The organism is Burkholderia latens (genome assembly GCF_902499045.1).
GTDB classification, from domain to species: domain Bacteria; phylum Pseudomonadota; class Gammaproteobacteria; order Burkholderiales; family Burkholderiaceae; genus Burkholderia; species Burkholderia latens.
In genome coordinates this window covers 49,286-64,662 of sequence record NZ_CABVPL010000024.1, presented here as the reverse complement: position 1 = coordinate 64,662, position 15,377 = coordinate 49,286, and the positions used below count along the sequence as shown (strand labels likewise).

At 66.5% G+C, this 15,377-nt stretch carries 19 protein-coding genes, 1 pseudogene and 1 riboswitch; of the genes and pseudogenes, 11 read left to right on the top strand and 9 right to left on the bottom strand.

The features are described 5' to 3' along the window. Positions 1-100: 100 nt before the first annotated feature. The 4 genes and pseudogenes from BSE24067_RS17695 to infA form a co-directional block, all read left to right on the top strand. A pseudogene (locus BSE24067_RS17695) lies at positions 101-196 on the top strand (VapC toxin family PIN domain ribonuclease); the annotation flags it as partial. Between the two features lie 28 nt (positions 197-224). Then, the gene (locus BSE24067_RS17690; protein WP_151063458.1) at positions 225-482 is read left to right on the top strand and encodes a hypothetical protein; all 258 of its coding nucleotides are present in this window, start codon (positions 225-227) and stop codon (positions 480-482) included. 140 nt (positions 483-622) lie between these two features. Next, positions 623-826, top strand: a complete 204-nt coding sequence (locus BSE24067_RS17685; RefSeq protein ID WP_006483056.1) for a cold-shock protein — start codon at positions 623-625, stop codon at positions 824-826. A 466-nt stretch (positions 827-1,292) separates the two neighbouring features. Continuing rightward, a complete protein-coding gene (gene infA, locus BSE24067_RS17680) occupies positions 1,293-1,556 on the top strand; it encodes a translation initiation factor IF-1 (protein ID WP_006483034.1) in 264 nt (87 codons plus the stop codon). Between the two features lie 256 nt (positions 1,557-1,812). On the opposite strand, the gene BSE24067_RS17675 is transcribed toward infA, so the two are convergent. Continuing rightward, the gene (locus tag BSE24067_RS17675) at positions 1,813-3,192 is read right to left on the bottom strand and encodes an MFS transporter (protein WP_151063459.1); all 1,380 of its coding nucleotides are present in this window, start codon (positions 3,190-3,192) and stop codon (positions 1,813-1,815) included. Between the two features lie 131 nt (positions 3,193-3,323). Here BSE24067_RS17675 and BSE24067_RS33125 point away from each other — a divergent pair, with 131 nt between their 5' ends. Further along, positions 3,324-3,635, top strand: coding sequence for an LbetaH domain-containing protein (locus BSE24067_RS33125; protein WP_420883492.1), 312 nt, complete (start codon positions 3,324-3,326; stop codon positions 3,633-3,635). Positions 3,636-3,782: 147 nt separating this feature from the next. Next, the gene (locus BSE24067_RS17665) at positions 3,783-4,031 is read left to right on the top strand and encodes a hypothetical protein (RefSeq protein WP_151063460.1); all 249 of its coding nucleotides are present in this window, start codon (positions 3,783-3,785) and stop codon (positions 4,029-4,031) included. Between the two features lie 21 nt (positions 4,032-4,052). Here BSE24067_RS17665 and BSE24067_RS33120 read toward each other — a convergent pair whose 3' ends face one another. Next, on the bottom strand, positions 4,053-4,460 hold the full coding sequence (locus BSE24067_RS33120) for a hypothetical protein (RefSeq protein WP_420883491.1): 408 nt from the start codon (positions 4,458-4,460) through the stop codon (positions 4,053-4,055). A gap of 81 nt (positions 4,461-4,541) precedes the next feature. Here BSE24067_RS33120 and BSE24067_RS17655 point away from each other — a divergent pair, with 81 nt between their 5' ends. From BSE24067_RS17655 to BSE24067_RS17645, 3 genes are read left to right on the top strand one after another with little or no spacing between them, the layout of a single operon-like run. After that, positions 4,542-5,186, top strand: a complete 645-nt coding sequence (locus tag BSE24067_RS17655) for a DUF1326 domain-containing protein (RefSeq protein WP_151063461.1) — start codon at positions 4,542-4,544, stop codon at positions 5,184-5,186. Next, positions 5,183-5,974 (top strand): DUF2182 domain-containing protein, encoded by a 792-nt coding sequence (locus tag BSE24067_RS17650; protein WP_151063462.1) that lies wholly within the window; start codon positions 5,183-5,185, stop codon positions 5,972-5,974. Before BSE24067_RS17655 ends, BSE24067_RS17650 begins: the two co-directional genes overlap by 4 nt. A gap of 38 nt (positions 5,975-6,012) precedes the next feature. Next, entirely contained in the window at positions 6,013-6,363 is a 351-nt protein-coding gene (locus tag BSE24067_RS17645; protein WP_151063463.1) for a copper-binding protein, read from the top strand. A gap of 107 nt (positions 6,364-6,470) precedes the next feature. Here the strand turns inward: BSE24067_RS17645 and BSE24067_RS17640 are convergent, their stop codons facing one another. Together BSE24067_RS17640 and BSE24067_RS17635 are read right to left on the bottom strand one after the other, a co-directional pair. Next, positions 6,471-6,881 carry a VOC family protein gene (locus BSE24067_RS17640; RefSeq protein ID WP_151063464.1) on the bottom strand — a complete coding sequence of 137 codons (411 nt, stop codon included), beginning with the start codon at positions 6,879-6,881 and terminating at the stop codon, positions 6,471-6,473. A 63-nt stretch (positions 6,882-6,944) separates the two neighbouring features. Further along, the gene (locus BSE24067_RS17635) at positions 6,945-7,406 is read right to left on the bottom strand and encodes an Lrp/AsnC family transcriptional regulator (protein ID WP_151063465.1); all 462 of its coding nucleotides are present in this window, start codon (positions 7,404-7,406) and stop codon (positions 6,945-6,947) included. Between the two features lie 115 nt (positions 7,407-7,521). Here BSE24067_RS17635 and BSE24067_RS17630 point away from each other — a divergent pair, with 115 nt between their 5' ends. Beyond that, positions 7,522-8,160, top strand: coding sequence for a LysE/ArgO family amino acid transporter (locus BSE24067_RS17630; protein ID WP_151063466.1), 639 nt, complete (start codon positions 7,522-7,524; stop codon positions 8,158-8,160). Positions 8,161-8,227: 67 nt separating this feature from the next. Here the strand turns inward: BSE24067_RS17630 and BSE24067_RS17625 are convergent, their stop codons facing one another. The 5 genes from BSE24067_RS17625 to BSE24067_RS17605 form a co-directional block, all read right to left on the bottom strand. After that, positions 8,228-10,156, bottom strand: a complete 1,929-nt coding sequence (locus tag BSE24067_RS17625; RefSeq protein ID WP_151063467.1) for a TonB-dependent receptor domain-containing protein — start codon at positions 10,154-10,156, stop codon at positions 8,228-8,230. Between the two features lie 321 nt (positions 10,157-10,477). After that, positions 10,478-10,669: riboswitch (cobalamin riboswitch) on the bottom strand. 143 nt (positions 10,670-10,812) lie between these two features. Further along, complete coding sequence (locus BSE24067_RS17620; protein ID WP_151063468.1) at positions 10,813-11,046, bottom strand: hypothetical protein; 234 nt, start codon at positions 11,044-11,046, stop codon at positions 10,813-10,815. Positions 11,047-11,176: 130 nt separating this feature from the next. Beyond that, positions 11,177-12,151, bottom strand: coding sequence for a threo-3-hydroxy-L-aspartate ammonia-lyase (locus tag BSE24067_RS17615; RefSeq protein ID WP_151063469.1), 975 nt, complete (start codon positions 12,149-12,151; stop codon positions 11,177-11,179). Positions 12,152-12,208: 57 nt separating this feature from the next. After that, on the bottom strand, positions 12,209-12,847 hold the full coding sequence (locus BSE24067_RS17610) for a helix-turn-helix transcriptional regulator (RefSeq protein WP_151063470.1): 639 nt from the start codon (positions 12,845-12,847) through the stop codon (positions 12,209-12,211). Further along, positions 12,844-13,380, bottom strand: a complete 537-nt coding sequence (locus BSE24067_RS17605) for a YbaK/prolyl-tRNA synthetase associated domain-containing protein (protein ID WP_151063471.1) — start codon at positions 13,378-13,380, stop codon at positions 12,844-12,846. The genes BSE24067_RS17610 and BSE24067_RS17605 overlap by 4 nt, the downstream gene beginning before the upstream one ends. A 409-nt stretch (positions 13,381-13,789) precedes the next feature. On the opposite strand from BSE24067_RS17605, the gene BSE24067_RS17600 reads away from it, so the two are divergent. Beyond that, entirely contained in the window at positions 13,790-15,376 is a 1,587-nt protein-coding gene (locus tag BSE24067_RS17600) for an isocitrate lyase (RefSeq protein ID WP_151063472.1), read from the top strand. Position 15,377 lies beyond the last annotated feature (1 nt).

Sequence of the window (15,377 nt, the reverse complement as noted above, 5' to 3'; positions counted from 1 at the left end):
CACGAAGCATCCCGTGGTCACGCGATGCGTATCTACTCCTGTGCCGCGGCATCGCAACTACCGTTCCTCGCATGGCGCGTTCGCTGTTATTGGCGAATCCGCCGCCGCTGCGCTCATCAACGATCTGATGGTCGTCACGCGCAATATCGACGGTTTCGCCGGCATCGGCGTCCGTCTGTTTATCCCGTTCGACTGACGGTGTACGCCGCATCCGGCAACCGGCCATGGCCGACATGCGGCCGTCGAGCGCCGCGCGCAACGCGTTCGAGATGAATATCCACGACGACGCGACACACCGCCGGCGCTGCACCACGGGTTCGAACCGCCGTAACGAACGCTGGAGCGGGCTGAAGCGGCCTGAAAAGGGGGCGCGTATCGCTATGCGTCCCGCCGACCGCCGACGCCCGCCGCACAAGGCGCACGCGCTGATGCACACGCACGTCGCATCGAAAGAGCTTGACGGATCAGCCTATACCGCGTAGTGTCGAAGGTCTTCAAGAAGTCCGATTGCTCATCATTGGCCGCACGCCACGCCGTGCGGCAGTCGTTGGTCTCTCCCTCTTTGATTCTTTCTGTGCCCGTCACGGGCGCATGTTCATTCATTCGTATTAAGGAAGTATTTGTGGATACCGGTACCGTCAAGTGGTTCAACGAAACCAAGGGCTTTGGTTTCATCTCCCCGGACAACGGCGGCGACGATCTGTTCGCCCATTTCTCGGAAATTCGCGGCACGGGTTTCAAGACCCTCGCCGAAGGCCAGAAGGTCAGCTTCGAAGTGAAGCGTGGCCCGAAGGGTCTGCAAGCGTCGAACATCACGCCGCAGTAAGCCGCGCCGGCGCCGGCCGCCAATCGGCGGTCGCTGCCCTGTGGAATTTCGCGCGGATGCCGGCCTCGGCCGGCGTTCCGCGCGTTTCGACGCACACGACCGATGCATCGCGGTCGTCACGATGCATCGGTCGTGTGCTTCCCTCATCCATCGCAAGTCCGTACGACCTGCGATTCAACGCCCTCGCGACGCGCTCGCCGCGTCGCCAGCGGCTCATGCTGCAACCCGAGTAGACCGTCGCCATGCCGCACGCGGCGCGGTCCCGATTGTGCGCGGTGCCGATCGCACCGCTGCTGCCACCGACCGCCCGAACGGCGCATTGCGCCGGGCCCCGATTGCAGGACGGGCACGTTGCCCGTCTGAACGAATGGATACCCGGCATCCCGTCGGCCGCCGTCCCGTTGCAGGGCACCGCGCCGGCGAGCGCGCCGCGCCAGCGGTCATCACCTTGTCTGGAGGAATTGGTTTGGCAAAAGAAGAACTGCTGGAACTGGACGGAATCGTCGACGAAGTGCTGCCGGACAGCAAATACCGTGTCACGCTGGAAAACGGCGTCGTGGTCGGCGCGTACGCGTCGGGCCGCATGCGCAAGAACCACATCCGCATCCTCGCGGGTGATCGCGTGACGCTCGAACTGTCGGTGTACGACCTGACGAAGGGCCGCATCAACTTCCGTCACAAGGACGCGAATTCGCCGCGTCCGCCGCGCAGCGGGCAACCGCGTCGCTAAGCAGTAGCGATCGCGCGCGCAACGCGCTTCGATCGACAACCGTCCGGTCGCGTCATGCGGCCGGGCACACCGGATGGGCGGCGCAGGTCGCGCCGTTCGTCGGTCGCCGGCGGCAGAGCAGTGCCGCGGTGGCCAGGGTCGCATCGTCTCGATCGAATCGCCCGATCTGCATCTTCACTTCCTCGCATTCGCAGCCAGCGGCCGATGGCCGATGGCGCAAACGATGCGCATCGACGGCGCGTCCGCTGTCCCGCGATCACGCCGACTGCCGCGCGCGTTGCACGCTGACGGCCGACCCGGCCGCTCCAGCGAGCTGGACCGCCGCACCGGCGAACATCGCCGCGCGCAACCCGGCGGTGCCGCTGTGCGCGACCGCGAACAGCGTGCCGAGCACCGCAATCCCGAGCGTCGCGCCCGTCATTCGCGCGACGTTGACGAGCGCGCTCGCCGTGCCCGAGCGCGCGGCATCCACCGCGCCGACGGCGACGGTCATCAGCGGTCCCGTCGCGACCCCCATCCCGAGCCCTGTCAACGCGAGCCCGATTTCCGCGCCGAGCAGGCCCGGCGACGCGGCCGACGCGCCGATCACCGCGAGCCCGCTCGCGATCACCGCGACGCCGCCGGCCGTCGTCGCCCGCGTGCCGACGCATTCGGACAAGCGTCCCGAGCACGGCGACACCGCGACGAACACAAGCGCCATCGGCAGCAGCGCGAGGCCCGCGCCGGTCGAATCGAGCCGGCCGATGCTCTGCCACGTCAACGGCAGCAGGAACAGCACGCCATACATCCCGAACGTCATGCCGGTGGTAGCGGCGATCGCGCCGCGAAACGCGCTGAGCCGGAAGAGGTCCAGCGGCACGAGCGCGGCGTCGCCGTGGCGCCGTTCGATCCTGACGAACGCGACGAACGACGCGATTGCGACGCAGGCGGCAATTGCGCTGGCAACAGGCGACTCGCGGAACACGATCGCCGCATATGCGAGCGTGCCGAGCGCAAGCGCGCCAGCGACCTGCGCACCGCCGTCGAAATGCCGGCCGCGCGGATCCGACGATTCGGGCACGGCCGGCATCGCGAGCAGCATCGCGGCGATGCTCAGCGGCACGACGACGAAGAAGATGCTGCGCCAGCCGAAATGCCGGATCAGCACGCCACCCAGCGTCGGGCCGATCGCCATCGCGACGCCATTGCATGCGGCCCAGATGCCGAGCGCGCGGCCGCGTTCGACCGAATCGCGCCACACGACGCGGATGATCGCGAGCGACGCCGGCAGCAGCAGCGCCGCGCCGACGCCGGCCAGTGCGCGTGCGCCGATCAGCACCGATACCGACGGCGCGAGCGCGCACAGCAGCGACGCGACGGTAAACACGGCCGTGCCCGCCATGAAGATGCGGCGCCGGCCGTACAGATCGGCGAGCAGCCCGCCGGTCAGCAGCAGCACCGCATACGTGAGGTTGTAGCTGTCGACGACCCATTGCAGCGCGCCGACGCCCGCATGGAAATAGGCACCGATCGCGCGCGTCGCAAGATTGACGACCGCCGTGTCGATCTGCGCGACCAACACGGCGATGCACAGGGTGAGCAACGTCACGCCACGGCGTTTGAGCGGGTGGGCGACGCGTTCTCCGGTATCGGGCATGGCGACATTCCTCGGCAGGCGATCCTGCAACCTTATGCGCCGTCTGCTGCCAGCGTCCTGTCAGCAGGCGAGGGCAGCACGCGATGCAAACGTCATGCCCGCATGCCGCGGTCGACGTGGAGAGCCGACACGTGCCGGCTCGCGTCAACAACCCCGTTGACCACGATGCGACGCTCGAGCCGGACACCACGGTCGGAATGAACGCGATCGCGATGGACGGCGCAACGACGGTCGTCGTGGCTTGCGCGTTCGTGAGGGCGGGCTGCGACGTGCCGGAATGCATTCACAGAGATCGACGCTGCGCGCGCGCAGCGCGTCATGCGTCGGAGGCGGCGTGCTTCACGGCGAGAAACCCGTCGCTCGTCACGCCCATGCGTTCTGACACTCGCGGCAATCGCGCGTGCGTTCTGCGTACAGGATCGATGACGAGCGCGATGGTGTGACGCTCGTCACGGCTTTTCTTCGGGTTTATTCGGATGGCGTCGCGTCGACCTGCATGCGGGCCCGATCGTTCGCGCTCGATCGATTGCCTGATGCGGCGTCGTTGTCATAAGATCGGCGTCAGCTCAGCCCACCGCCTTCGACGCCGAATGAAAACACCGATACGCCTGCGCGTCGCCACCATCGCTTCGACTTTCGCGTTCTATCACGTGTTCATGCACGTCCAGTGGATCATCAGCGGTTGCATCGAATTCCGCGGCAGCCGGCATTGCAGCTTCGAGAACACCGCCAATTTCGAAGGGATGATGGACTTCGACCTGCTGCTCACCTGTGCGTGGGTCGCGGGCGCGGTGATGGCGTGGTTCTCGGTCGCACGCGCGCCGAAGAAGCAAGGTTGACCGCGCGCGCCGCGCGGCCGCCTATTGCGTGCGCAGCGGCACCGGGCGGTCGTGCAAGATTGCCAGCGACAGCGCCGCGAGCCCGCAGCTCGGGATCAGCATCAGCAACGCTCCCTTGCCCGCATGCACCATCACCTGCCCGCCGACCGAAGAAACGCCTAACGTGCCGATGAAATATGACGCTGCGATCCGCGCGGCGTCGATCTGCCGCGAAAACCGGCCGACTACAGGACCGACGCGCGGTGCCCGGATTTGTCGCGACGCGGCGGCGACTGCGGCCTCGGCCTCGCGCAGTTCGAACGCGATCGATGGAACGTGCCGTTTTCTGCCTGATGACCCGCATCGATACGGCGTGCGAAGACGCGATCGATTCGTCGGTGCACGGCCATCGAGTGACGGGCGGCGCGTCGTGCTACCGCGTGCCGGCACGTATCGCGCGGACTTTGCTTTCCCCTGTGCGGTGCACTAGATTCGAAGCATTACGTGCCACCGCTCGCGCGAGGTGAAACCATGACGCCGTGGGAGATTCAGGGGACCGAACTGATCAACTGCAATTGCTCATATGGTTGTCCCTGCCAGTTCAATTCGCTGCCGACGCACGGCCACTGCGAAGCGATGGGTGCGATTTCGATCGACAGCGGTCACTACGGCGACGTGGTGCTCGACGGCGTCCGGATCGCGGTCGTGTTCCAGTGGCCGGGCCCGATTCACGAAGGCCGCGGCCGCTGCCAGCCGATCGTCGACGAACGCGCGAGCCCCGCGCAATGCAACGCCGTGCTGAAGATCATGACCGGTCAGGATACCGATCCATTCGCGACGATGTTCGCGGTGTTCGCATCGACGCTCGAACACGCGTACGAACCGATTTTCGCGAAGATCGAGTTCGACGTCGATGTCGATGCGCGGCGCGGGCGGATCAGCGTCGACGGCGTGTTCGACCTCGTCGGCGAACCGATCCGCAATCCGGTGACGGGCGCCGAACATCGCGCGCGGATCGATCTGCCGCACGGCTTCGAATACGAGCTGGCGGAGATCGGTTCGGGCACCGGCCGATCGCGCGGCCACATCGAACTCGATCTCGAGCGCACCTATGCGCAGTTCGCTCGGCTGCACCTGAACAATCACGGGCTGATCCGGCATCGCGCCACGGCATGATCGTGTTCGACGACGTTCTGCGGCGCGAGCGCGTCGTCACGCTGCTCGGCATGGCCGCGCTCGTCGGCGTGTGCTGGGCGTATCTGTGGACGGGCGCCGGCACCGGCATGTCGGCGCGGGAGATGACGGCGCTCGCGTTGTTCCCGCATCGGCTCGCCGCCGACATGGGCGCGATGGATCCTTCGCCGGCCACCGTGATCCTGATGTGGTGGGTGATGATGATCGCGATGATGACGCCCGGCGCCGCGCCGCTCGTGCTGCTGTACCGGCGCGTGCTGCGGCATCACGGTGCGAGCGGGGCGGGGGCGGCGCTCACGTCGGCGTCGCTGCTGGCCGGTTATCTGGCCGCATGGCTCGCGTTCTCGGCCGGCGCGGCCGCGCTGCAGATGCTGCTGCAGCCGGCTGGCCTGATCTCCGGGATGATGCTGTGGTCGAAGAGCGCCGCGCTTTCGGCGTTCGTCCTCGCGCTGGCCGGCGTCTATCAGTTTTCTCCGCTGAAGCGCGCGTGCCTGCGGCAATGCCGGTCGCCGGTGCGGTTTCTCTCGACGTACTGGCGCCCGGGCGTTGTCGGCAGTCTCGTGCTCGGCGTGCGTCACGGCGCGTATTGCGTCGGCTGTTGCTGGCTGCTGATGGCGCTGTTGTTCGTCGGCGGCGTGATGAACGTGGTGTGGATCGTCGCGTTGTCGCTGATCGTGCTCGTCGAGAAGGTGCTGCCGGGCGGCGAGCAAGCTGGCCGCGCGCTGGGTGTCGTGCTGATTGCGTGGGCGGTCGCGACGTTGCTGGTTTGACGCGCGCGTTCGTCATCGTCCGCGCCGGGGGTGTCTCCATGAAGCTTCGATGCATTGCCGTCGCGGCGCTCGGCGCAATGGCCATAGCCGTCGCAATGCCGGCGCGCGCGGCCGGCAGCATGTCCGACATGAACATGAGCGACATGAAGACGCCGGCGTCCGATGCCGCGTTGACCGATGCCGAGGTGAAACGGATCGATGCCGCGCACGGAATGCTGACGCTGAAGCATGGCGCGCTCGAGAACGTTGGAATGGGCCCGATGACGATGACGTTCAAGGCCGGCGACCCGGCGATGATCGAGTCGCTGCACGTGGGTGAGAAGGTTCGGGTCCGGATCGAACGCGTGAACGGCGTGCTGACGATCGTGAAGCTCGTGAAGCAGCGGTGATACGGTTGCCGAGCGCGCGCGGATCCGCGCCGCGATGATGCTCCCGTCACGCAACCCGCGGAAGCAGCGCGTGCGGCGACGACCGATACGCAAGCGACGATGCCGCGCTAACCCGCATCGTCGCCGGAAACGTCCTCCGGCTGCGCGAAATTCAACTCGATACCATTGCCGGCCGGATCGGTAAAAAAGAGCTGGAGCTGGCGCGTGAGCGGCACGTAGGTGCGCGAGTACCTGACGCGCGCGTCGGCGAGGCGCCGCTCCATGGCTGCGGCGTTCTCGCATGAAAACGCCATATGGTCGAACGTATTGACCGCATGCGACGGCCGCACTTCCCCCGGCCGGGCTTCCGACAGATGCAGGATCGCCTGCTTGCCCGCGTACAGCCAGTAGCCGGCGCTCTGGAACGGCGGCCGATAGCCGGGTTCGAGGCCCACGACGTTCACGTAGAAATCGCGCAGCGTGTCGAGCGTCGCCCGATCCGCGCGCAGGTTGTAATGATTGAGTCCGATGACTGACATGGGAGGGTGTCCGGTTCGTGCAAGGTCCGTATTGCACAGCATCGCGCAGTGCGGGGCGTCCTGTCATCTCCGCGTGATTCTGGTCTCCGCGGGCGGACGCGCGAGGCCGCGCGCGGGCAACGGCGTGGACATCACGATCGACGTGCGCGTTTCGCCGTACAGATTGATGCGTTCGATCAGCTGCTCGAGGTGCACCATGCTGACGGCGACGAAGCGCATCACGTACGAATCCGCGCCCGTCACGTGATGGCACTCGACCACTTCGGGAATCGTCTCCAGCAGCTTCAGGAATTTTGCCTTGGCCGGTTGCGGCACCGTGATGCCGATCAGCGCGCTCACCGGGTAGCCGGCTGCGGCCGGATTGACCCGCGCGGTATAGCCGTCGATCACGCCGGCCGATTCGAGGCGCTTCACGCGCTCCGTCACGGCCGGCACCGACAGGTGAACCTGGCGCGCCAGTTCCGTGTAGCTGATGCGGCCGCTGGCCTGCAGCAGCGCGAGTATGTTCCAGTCGAGCTCGTCCATTGCGCCGGAATTTTTAAGGTGAAGCAGCCATTTTTCCTTAAAAACCGGCTTCAGCGGCGACCGGACTTTCCCTACGATGACGTTTCGAGTCATTGCATGTCGCGAGGAGCCGGCCATGCTGTTCATCAAGTCCGTCGTGATGGGATTGTCGATCGCCGTGCCGGTCGGCCCGATCGGCATGCTGTGCATCCAGCGCAGCCTGAGCCGCGGCTTTCATGCGGGTTTTGCGACCGGCATCGGCGCCGCATGCGCCGACGCGATCTACGGGCTGCTCGGCGCGCTCGGCGTCGCCGGCATCGTCACCGCGTTTCCGATGCTGACCGTCGTGCTGAAGATCGGCGGCGGCGCGTTTCTGGTGTGGCTCGCCGCGAGCATCGCGCGACAGGCGCCGGTGGTGTCCACCGCACCGGGCGACGTGCGGCGCACGACCGTGCTGCGCGATTTCCTGACGACGTTCGGCCTGACGCTGTCGAACCCGATGACGATCCTGTCGTTCGTCGGAATCTTCGCGGCGCTCGGTCCGCTGGCCGGTGCGCAGCGCGGCGCGATGGGGCCGACCGTCGCGCTGATGGTTGCCGGCGTGTTTGCGGGTTCCGCGACATGGTGGCTGTGCCTGAGCAGCGCGACCGCCGCATTGCGCACGAAGATGCCGCTCGCGTTCATGCACGTGCTGTCACGCGTATCGGCGGTCGTGATCGCGGCGTTCGGCGCGAGTCAGCTGGTTGCGGGCGTGCGCGGCGTCGCCGGAGCCTGATGCCGCTGATGCGCCGGTGCGGCATCGACGCCCGCAATCGCGCGCGCCGATGGGCCGGCGGCGCGCATCAGAACGTGTAGCTGACCTTGCCGAACGCGGTGCGGCCGAGCGTGTTGTAGCCGTACGCGGTCATGTAGTGGCGGTCGAACAGGTTCGACAGCGACGCGGACACCGTCAGATGCGAATTGATCCTGTACGACGCGCGCAGGTTGACGGTCAGGTACGACGGCAGATAGGTCGTGTTGGCCGGGTTGTCGAACGTCGTGCCGCCGTACGTCAGCGACGCGCCGGTACTCAGTGCGTGCAGCTTCAGTTCGTCCCACGTGTGATCGACGCTCACGCTGACGGTCTGCCGCGGCCGGCGGCTCAACCAGCTGTCGTTGGTTTCGTCCTGCGGGTTCAGGATCCCGATCGCGACGCTGACGGGCGTCGAGCGGCCGATCGTCCCCTTGTACGACAGATCGATCCCGCGGATATGCGCGCGGCCGATGTTGATCGGCGAGAACGTCGCGGGGTTGTACGCGATCAGGTTGCTCACGCGCGTGTCGTAGATCGCGGCGCTGAACGTGCCGTACGCGGTGTTCGCCTCGAACGCGGCCTCGACCGTATTGCTGCGCTCGGGATTCAGGTCGGGGTTGCCGTAACCGGGGTAGTACAGGTCGTTGAACGACGGCAGGCGGAACGCGTTGCCGTACGATACCCGGGCCGTGTAGGCCGGCGTGATCGCCCACGCCAGTGCCGCGTTGCCGGTGTTCACGCCTTTCCCCGCGATGATCTCGTGACGGCCCGCGACGAACATCGTCACGCTGCCGAGCGTGGCCGACTGATGCAGCGAGAATGCGGAATCGTTGCGGGTCGGCACGCCGTCCGGCACGTCGACCGGCAGGAACGCCTGCTCGCGCGTGAAGTCGTACGCGAGCTTCGTCTCGCCCGACAGCGGCAGGCCGAACAGATGGAACCCATGTTCCTGATGCGTGAGCGACGTCGACGTGCTGATGCGCTGCGAGTTGATCTGGTCGGTCGGGATGGCCGGATCGCTCGCGTACAGGAACTGACGATCGTTCGCATAACCGAACGACTGATCGAACTGCGTGTCGGGCGTGATGTCGAGATGGAACGCGACGCCCGTCGTCAGCTGATGGTCGAGTTCGCGGTTCGCGAAGCCGGCATTGTCGAACGACAGGTCGGAGCGATGATAGAGCGCGAACGTCGAGATCGACCAGTTGTCGCGCGCGTAGCCGAGGCGCGCGTCGAGGTCCTGCGCGTGATACGGGTTGCGGCCGTTCTCGTGGTACGGCAGCACGGGCCGCGTCGAATCGATGCCGGCCGTGTTGTAGTCGTGCAACCCGAGTGCGTACGTGAGCCCGCCGAGCGCGGCGAGCGGCCCCGTCGACGGCACGGTGCCCGACGTGCGCAGCTGCGTGTCGAAGGTCTTGTTCGAACCGCCGCCGAACGACGCGGTGGTCTGGTTCGGCTGGCCGGACGCGCGGCGCGTGAACAGCTGCACGACGCCGCCCATCGCGTTCGCGCCGAACGACGCGGCGGCCGGCCCCGAAATCACCTCCACGCGTTCGAATGCGTCGGTCGGCAGGTCGGCCCACGGCGCGATGCCGGTGGTCGGCGAACCGATCCGGATCCCGTCGATGAACACCGCAACCTGGCTTGCCGACGCGCCGCGGATGCTGACCGACGCGGACGAGCCCGGGCCGCCGTTCTGCGATACGGTCACGCCCGGCAGCGTCGCGAGCGCCTGCGTAATGCTCGGGTCGCTCGGCGACAGGCGATCGAGATCGGCGCGCGTGAGCACCTGCGTCGTTGCGTAGCGCTGATCGAACGACTCGGGCAGGTGCCGCGTGTCGGTCACGGTGATCGTCGGCAGGTCGGCGTCGTCCGTGCGCTGCGGCGGCTGTGCGAGCGGCGCGTCGCCGGCGGCGTGGGCGAGCGGGGAGAGCAGCGCTGTGGCGGCGGACGTGGCGAGAAAGTGGCGAAGGTTCATGGGGCGGCGAAACGTGATCGTGTTGCGGGTACGGTGAGTGCGGCGCGGCGCGGTGCGCGCGGATGCCGGGCGGCTCATCGTGGAGTGGGGCAGCGCGGCCGAATGACGCGCGTGTCGTCATCGCACGTGCAGAAGGCAGCGGGCGAAACCGCCGACGCGGCACCGCATACCCGTGCGGCGCGGCGGTGCGATGCTTCCGGCGGGGAAGCGAATACGGAAAGTACGGACATCTGAAGGGTCTGAGGTCGGGCCGTCCATGCAACGGGGCGGCCGCCGACGGCGGCGCCTGGCGCGCCGGGACACCCCGCCCGGTGCGGCTGCTTGGACCTCGGGTCGATGGCAGGTCTCCTGGCTCGCGGGTCGCGATGCGCGCCGGCCTTCCCGGTATCCCAGTGGCGTGCGGGGGCGCGGATTCGCCGCTTACAGTTGCGGGGGCAGCCGCAGATTCGAGGCGTGGCCTCCCTGCGTTCCCTTTTGATCCCGTTACCGGGAACCATCAGCGCGCAAGGGTAATGGCGAGCGCTTGCGCACGTCAATTCCCGCGAGGAACTGCGTGCGAAAAAACGTCAGTGCGCGCGCTGCTTCCCGGCATCGTTCTTTCGCGCATGCAAGTCTCGTTTCATGTCTGATGAAACGGGATGCCGGTGGCCGCCGCGTTAGATATGCGTGCCGGCGTGCGCGCGGCCACCCGGATCGCCACCGCGATCGGGTGGCGTATTGTTCTGATCGATCTTCGCGAGCGCGAAGCCGGCGGATGAACGATGGACGGCCTGCGCGGCGTGCTCGCGCGGCGACGGGGCGGAAAAACCGGATGACGAGGCGTTCGGTTGAGCGAACGCCGACAGGGACGCTGCCGCGACGGCGGCGGCGACGATCGCGTGCGTGTTCATGGCGGCTCCTTCTTCACGACCGATTGCGGGACGATTCAATCAGTCTAGGGCGCGAAACTTAACGCGACGCGAATGCGCAGCGGCGCGCGGGCGACACGATCGTCATCGTGCGATCGGCGCGCCGCGCCGATCATGCGGACGCGGACACCAGCGTGCAGAAGTTCTCGAGATCGACGTTGCCGCCGCTGATCACGATGCCGACGCGCTTGCCTTTCAATTCGTCCTTCATCCGGCGCGCGGCCGCGAACGACAGACAGCCGGTCGGCTCGACGACGATCTTCATCCGGGTCGCGAAGAAGCGCATGCAGTCGACGAGTTCCGCGTCGGTCGCGGTGAGGATGTCGTCGACGTCGCGGCGCAGGATCGGGAACGTCAGGTTGCCGAGGTGCTGCGTCTGTGCGCCGTCGGCGATCGTGCGCGGCGTGTCGATGTGCACGATCGACCCCGACCGGAACGATTGCTGGCCGTCGTTGCCGGCTTCCGGCTCGACGCCGTACAGCTTCGCGTGCGGCGACAGCGCGCGCGTCGAAAGCGCCGTGCCCGACAGCAGGCCGCCGCCGCCGAGCGGCGTGAACACGGCGTCGAGCGGCCCGACTTCGTCGATCAACTCCTTTGCCGCCGTGCCCTGGCCCGCGATCACGTCAGGATGGTCGTACGGCGGGACCAGCGTGAGCCCGTGCTTCTCCGCGAGCGCGCGGCCGATCTGCTCGCGGTCCTCGGTGTAGCGGTCGTACGTCACGACGTTGCCGCCGTAGCCGCGCGTCGCGGCCATCTTCGCGGCCGGCGCGTCGTGCGGCATCACGATCGTCGCCGGGATGCCAAGAATGCGCGCCGACAGCGCGATCGCCTGCGCATGGTTGCCCGACGAGAACGCGACGACGCCGTGGCGGCGTTGCGTCGCGTCGAAGCGCGACAGCGCGTTGAACGCGCCGCGGAACTTGAACGCGCCCATGCGCTGAAGGTTTTCGCATTTGAAGAACACGTGGGCGCCGAGTGCTTCGTCGATCGTGCGCGACGTCATCACGGGCGTGCGGTGCGCGTGGCCTTCGAGCCGTGCCGCGGCGGCCGCGACGTCGTCGTAGGTAGGGAGGGTCGGAATGTTCATGAGTCGCTCGTCGGAAGAGTCAATCAACAGGTAAGCGGGTTGGCCCGCGGGCGCGCTTCATTTCGCGTCGTTGTATACCGTGGCGCGCGACACGCCGAGATGCTGCGACACGATTTCCATCGCGCGGCGCACCTCGAGGAAACCGTCCGCCTTCAGCGCCTGCATCAGCTCGCGGCGCTGGTCGGTCTTCAGTTCGCGCGGCGTGGTCGCGAAGCGTGTCGCGAACGCGTCGATGCGCTGCCGGATTGCGTCGGCGCCGGCCGGATCGAGGGTTTCGGCAACCGGCGCGCCCTCGGTGCTGCAGAACTGGTTCAGCATCCCCTGGAAGCCGCGAAGCAGCGTGACGTCCGCATTCAGGCACAGCGCGGCCACGTAGCGGCCGCTCGAATCCTTGATCCCGATCGACGTGCTTTTTGCGGTGCGGCCGTCGGCGAAGCGGTTCGCGTAGTTCGCGAGCACCTGCGGGAAGTTGTCATCCGCGATGCGCGCGAGCCCGAGTTCCGTCGCCGGGTCGCCGATCGCACGGCCCGACAGGTTGTTGTGGATCGCGAGGATCGCATGCTCGGGCGTGCGCAGGTCGTGCACGACGACTTCGGTGAACGGCGCGAACATCGCGCCGAGCCCTTCGGCGATGCGCAGCACCTGCTCGATCAGCGACGCCTGTTCGGCTTGCGGCTTGGGGCCGGGCGCGCTCATGCGTCTGCCTCGAGCGTGCGCGCGGCCGGCGTGGTACTCGCATCGATCGTTCCGGGCCGCGTGATGTCCGCCAGCAGCGGGCGCGCGATCCGCACGTAGTCGGACGAATCGAGCACGATCGAGCGATCGAGCCGGCCCGCGTTGAACGCGATTTCGTCATTGAGCTCGATCAGCGCGGGGTCGGCGACGAGCGTCACGGTCGCGTCGAACACGAACGGCGGCACCGCGCCCATCACGCAGCGCGTGACCGCGGCGGCGAGTTCCGGCGGCGCGAGCGTCGCCTTGCGGCGGCCGAGCGCGTCCGCGACCTTGCGGAAATCGATCTTCAGATGACCGGGGATCACGGCGAGCGCGGTGGCGCCGCCGTCCTTGAACGTGCAGAGCATCGCTTTCGCGCCTTGCTCGGGACGCGTGCCGCGAATCGCGGCGATCACGTCGGATTTGCCTTCGGCCGGGTGCTCGAGCACGCGAAAGCGCGCGCCGGACGCCGTCAGCAGGTCGCGCAGCGCATCGAAAACGGGATAGTCGCTCATGTCGGTCCGGGCTTGGGGCGCATCGCGATACGCGGCCATGCCGCGTGTCGGTTTGCTGTCGATGAATTGTCCAAGTATAGACGTTTTGTCGCATCCGTGGCAAAGGCGCGAATCGTTGGCCGCCAAATCTGCGCCTTCACCAGTTGCCGAAAGGCCGTTTCATATCACGGGATGCGAGCTGAATTGCCGTCGCGACGCCTTCCCATGGCTTGAAAGCCGGTTTTGCATCGCAAAACGACTTGCTTATCTCATTGAAAATTCAGTGAAATTTATATCTTATGTCTTATATAAGAGTTGTTCGAAACCGCGGCGGCCGGCGTTAGTATTGAGTCCATGCAGTTCGCTTCGGCACACGCGGCGGGCACGCTGAACTCTTTACTCAAATGCGCTTCGTTCCCAGGAGATAGACATGTCCCAGTATCAAGACGACATCAACGCAGTGGCGGCTTTGAAGGAAAACCACGGCAGCGCGTGGAATGCCATCAATCCCGAGTATGCGGCGCGCATGCGTGCGCAGAACAAGTTCAAGACGGGCCTCGACATCGCGCGTTACACCGCGAAGATCATGCGCGCGGACATGGCCGCGTACGACGCCGATCCGTCGAAGTACACGCAGTCGCTCGGTTGCTGGCACGGCTTCATCGGCCAGCAGAAGATGATCTCCATCAAGAAGCACTTCAACAGCACCGAGCGCCGCTACCTGTACCTGTCGGGCTGGATGGTCGCCGCGCTGCGCTCGGAGTTCGGCCCGCTGCCGGACCAGTCGATGCACGAGAAGACCTCGGTCAGCGCGCTGATCCGCGAGCTGTACACGTTCCTGCGCCAGGCCGACGCGCGTGAACTCGGCGGGCTGTTCCGCGAGCTCGATGCGGCACAGGACGCCGCCGCGAAGGCCGCGATCCAGGAAAAGATCGACAACCACGTGACGCACGTCGTGCCGATCATCGCCGACATCGACGCCGGTTTCGGCAACGCCGAGGCGACCTATCTGCTGGCCAAGCAGTTCATCGAAGCGGGCGCATGCTGCATTCAGATCGAGAACCAGGTGTCCGACGAGAAGCAGTGCGGCCACCAGGACGGCAAGGTGACGGTGCCGCATGAGGACTTCCTCGCGAAGATCCGCGCGATCCGCTACGCGTTCCTGGAACTGGGCGTGGACGACGGCATCATCGTCGCGCGCACCGACTCGCTCGGCGCCGGCCTGACCAAGCAGATCGCCGTGACCAACACGCCGGGCGACCTGGGCGACCAGTACAACTCGTTCCTCGATTGCGAGGAACTGTCGGCCGATCAGCTCGGCAACGGCGACGTCGTGATCAAGCGCGACGGCAAGCTGCTGCGTCCGAAGCGCCTGCCGAGCAACCTGTTCCAGTTCCGTCCGGGCACCGGTGAAGCGCGTTGCGTGCTCGACTGCATCACGTCGCTGCAGAACGGCGCCGACCTGCTGTGGATCGAAACCGAAAAGCCGCACATCGCGCAGATCGGCGGCATGGTCAGCGAAATCCGCAAGGTGATTCCGAACGCGAAGCTCGTGTACAACAACAGCCCGTCGTTCAACTGGACGCTGAACTTCCGTCAGCAGGCTTACGACGCGATGAAGGCAGAGGGCAAGGACGTGTCGGCGTACGACCGTGCACGCCTGATGAGCGTCGAATACGACGACACGGAACTCGCGAAGATCGCCGACGAGAAGATCCGCACGTTCCAGGCCGATGCGTCGCGTGAAGCGGGCATCTTCCATCACCTGATCACGCTGCCGACGTATCACACGGCCGCCCTGTCGACCGACAACCTCGCGAAGGAATACTTCGGCGACCAGGGCATGCTCGGCTACGTGGCCGGCGTGCAACGCAAGGAAATCCGCCAGGGCATCGCGTGCGTGAAGCACCAGAACATGTCCGGCTCGGATATCGGCGACGACCACAAGGAATACTTCAGCGGCGAAGCAGCACTGAAGGCGGCCGGCAAGGACAACACGATGAACCAGTTCGCGTAAT

Coding starts and splice junctions, on each gene's coding strand:
- BSE24067_RS17645 (WP_151063463.1), top strand. CDS start 6,013: ATGAAGCTTCGATGCATTGCCGTCGCGGCGCTCGGCGCAATGGCCATA.
- BSE24067_RS17655 (WP_151063461.1), top strand. CDS start 4,542: ATGACGCCGTGGGAGATTCAGGGGACCGAACTGATCAACTGCAATTGC.
- BSE24067_RS17620 (WP_151063468.1), bottom strand. CDS start 11,046: ATGAACACGCACGCGATCGTCGCCGCCGCCGTCGCGGCAGCGTCCCTG.
- BSE24067_RS17610 (WP_151063470.1), bottom strand. CDS start 12,847: ATGAGCGCGCCCGGCCCCAAGCCGCAAGCCGAACAGGCGTCGCTGATC.
- BSE24067_RS17625 (WP_151063467.1), bottom strand. CDS start 10,156: ATGAACCTTCGCCACTTTCTCGCCACGTCCGCCGCCACAGCGCTGCTC.
- BSE24067_RS17665 (WP_151063460.1), top strand. CDS start 3,783: ATGAAAACACCGATACGCCTGCGCGTCGCCACCATCGCTTCGACTTTC.
- BSE24067_RS17605 (WP_151063471.1), bottom strand. CDS start 13,380: ATGAGCGACTATCCCGTTTTCGATGCGCTGCGCGACCTGCTGACGGCG.
- BSE24067_RS17690 (WP_151063458.1), top strand. CDS start 225: ATGGCCGACATGCGGCCGTCGAGCGCCGCGCGCAACGCGTTCGAGATG.
- BSE24067_RS17600 (WP_151063472.1), top strand. CDS start 13,790: ATGTCCCAGTATCAAGACGACATCAACGCAGTGGCGGCTTTGAAGGAA.
- BSE24067_RS17640 (WP_151063464.1), bottom strand. CDS start 6,881: ATGTCAGTCATCGGACTCAATCATTACAACCTGCGCGCGGATCGGGCG.
- BSE24067_RS17630 (WP_151063466.1), top strand. CDS start 7,522: ATGCTGTTCATCAAGTCCGTCGTGATGGGATTGTCGATCGCCGTGCCG.
- BSE24067_RS17635 (WP_151063465.1), bottom strand. CDS start 7,406: ATGGACGAGCTCGACTGGAACATACTCGCGCTGCTGCAGGCCAGCGGC.
- BSE24067_RS17650 (WP_151063462.1), top strand. CDS start 5,183: ATGATCGTGTTCGACGACGTTCTGCGGCGCGAGCGCGTCGTCACGCTG.
- BSE24067_RS17675 (WP_151063459.1), bottom strand. CDS start 3,192: ATGCCCGATACCGGAGAACGCGTCGCCCACCCGCTCAAACGCCGTGGC.
- BSE24067_RS17615 (WP_151063469.1), bottom strand. CDS start 12,151: ATGAACATTCCGACCCTCCCTACCTACGACGACGTCGCGGCCGCCGCG.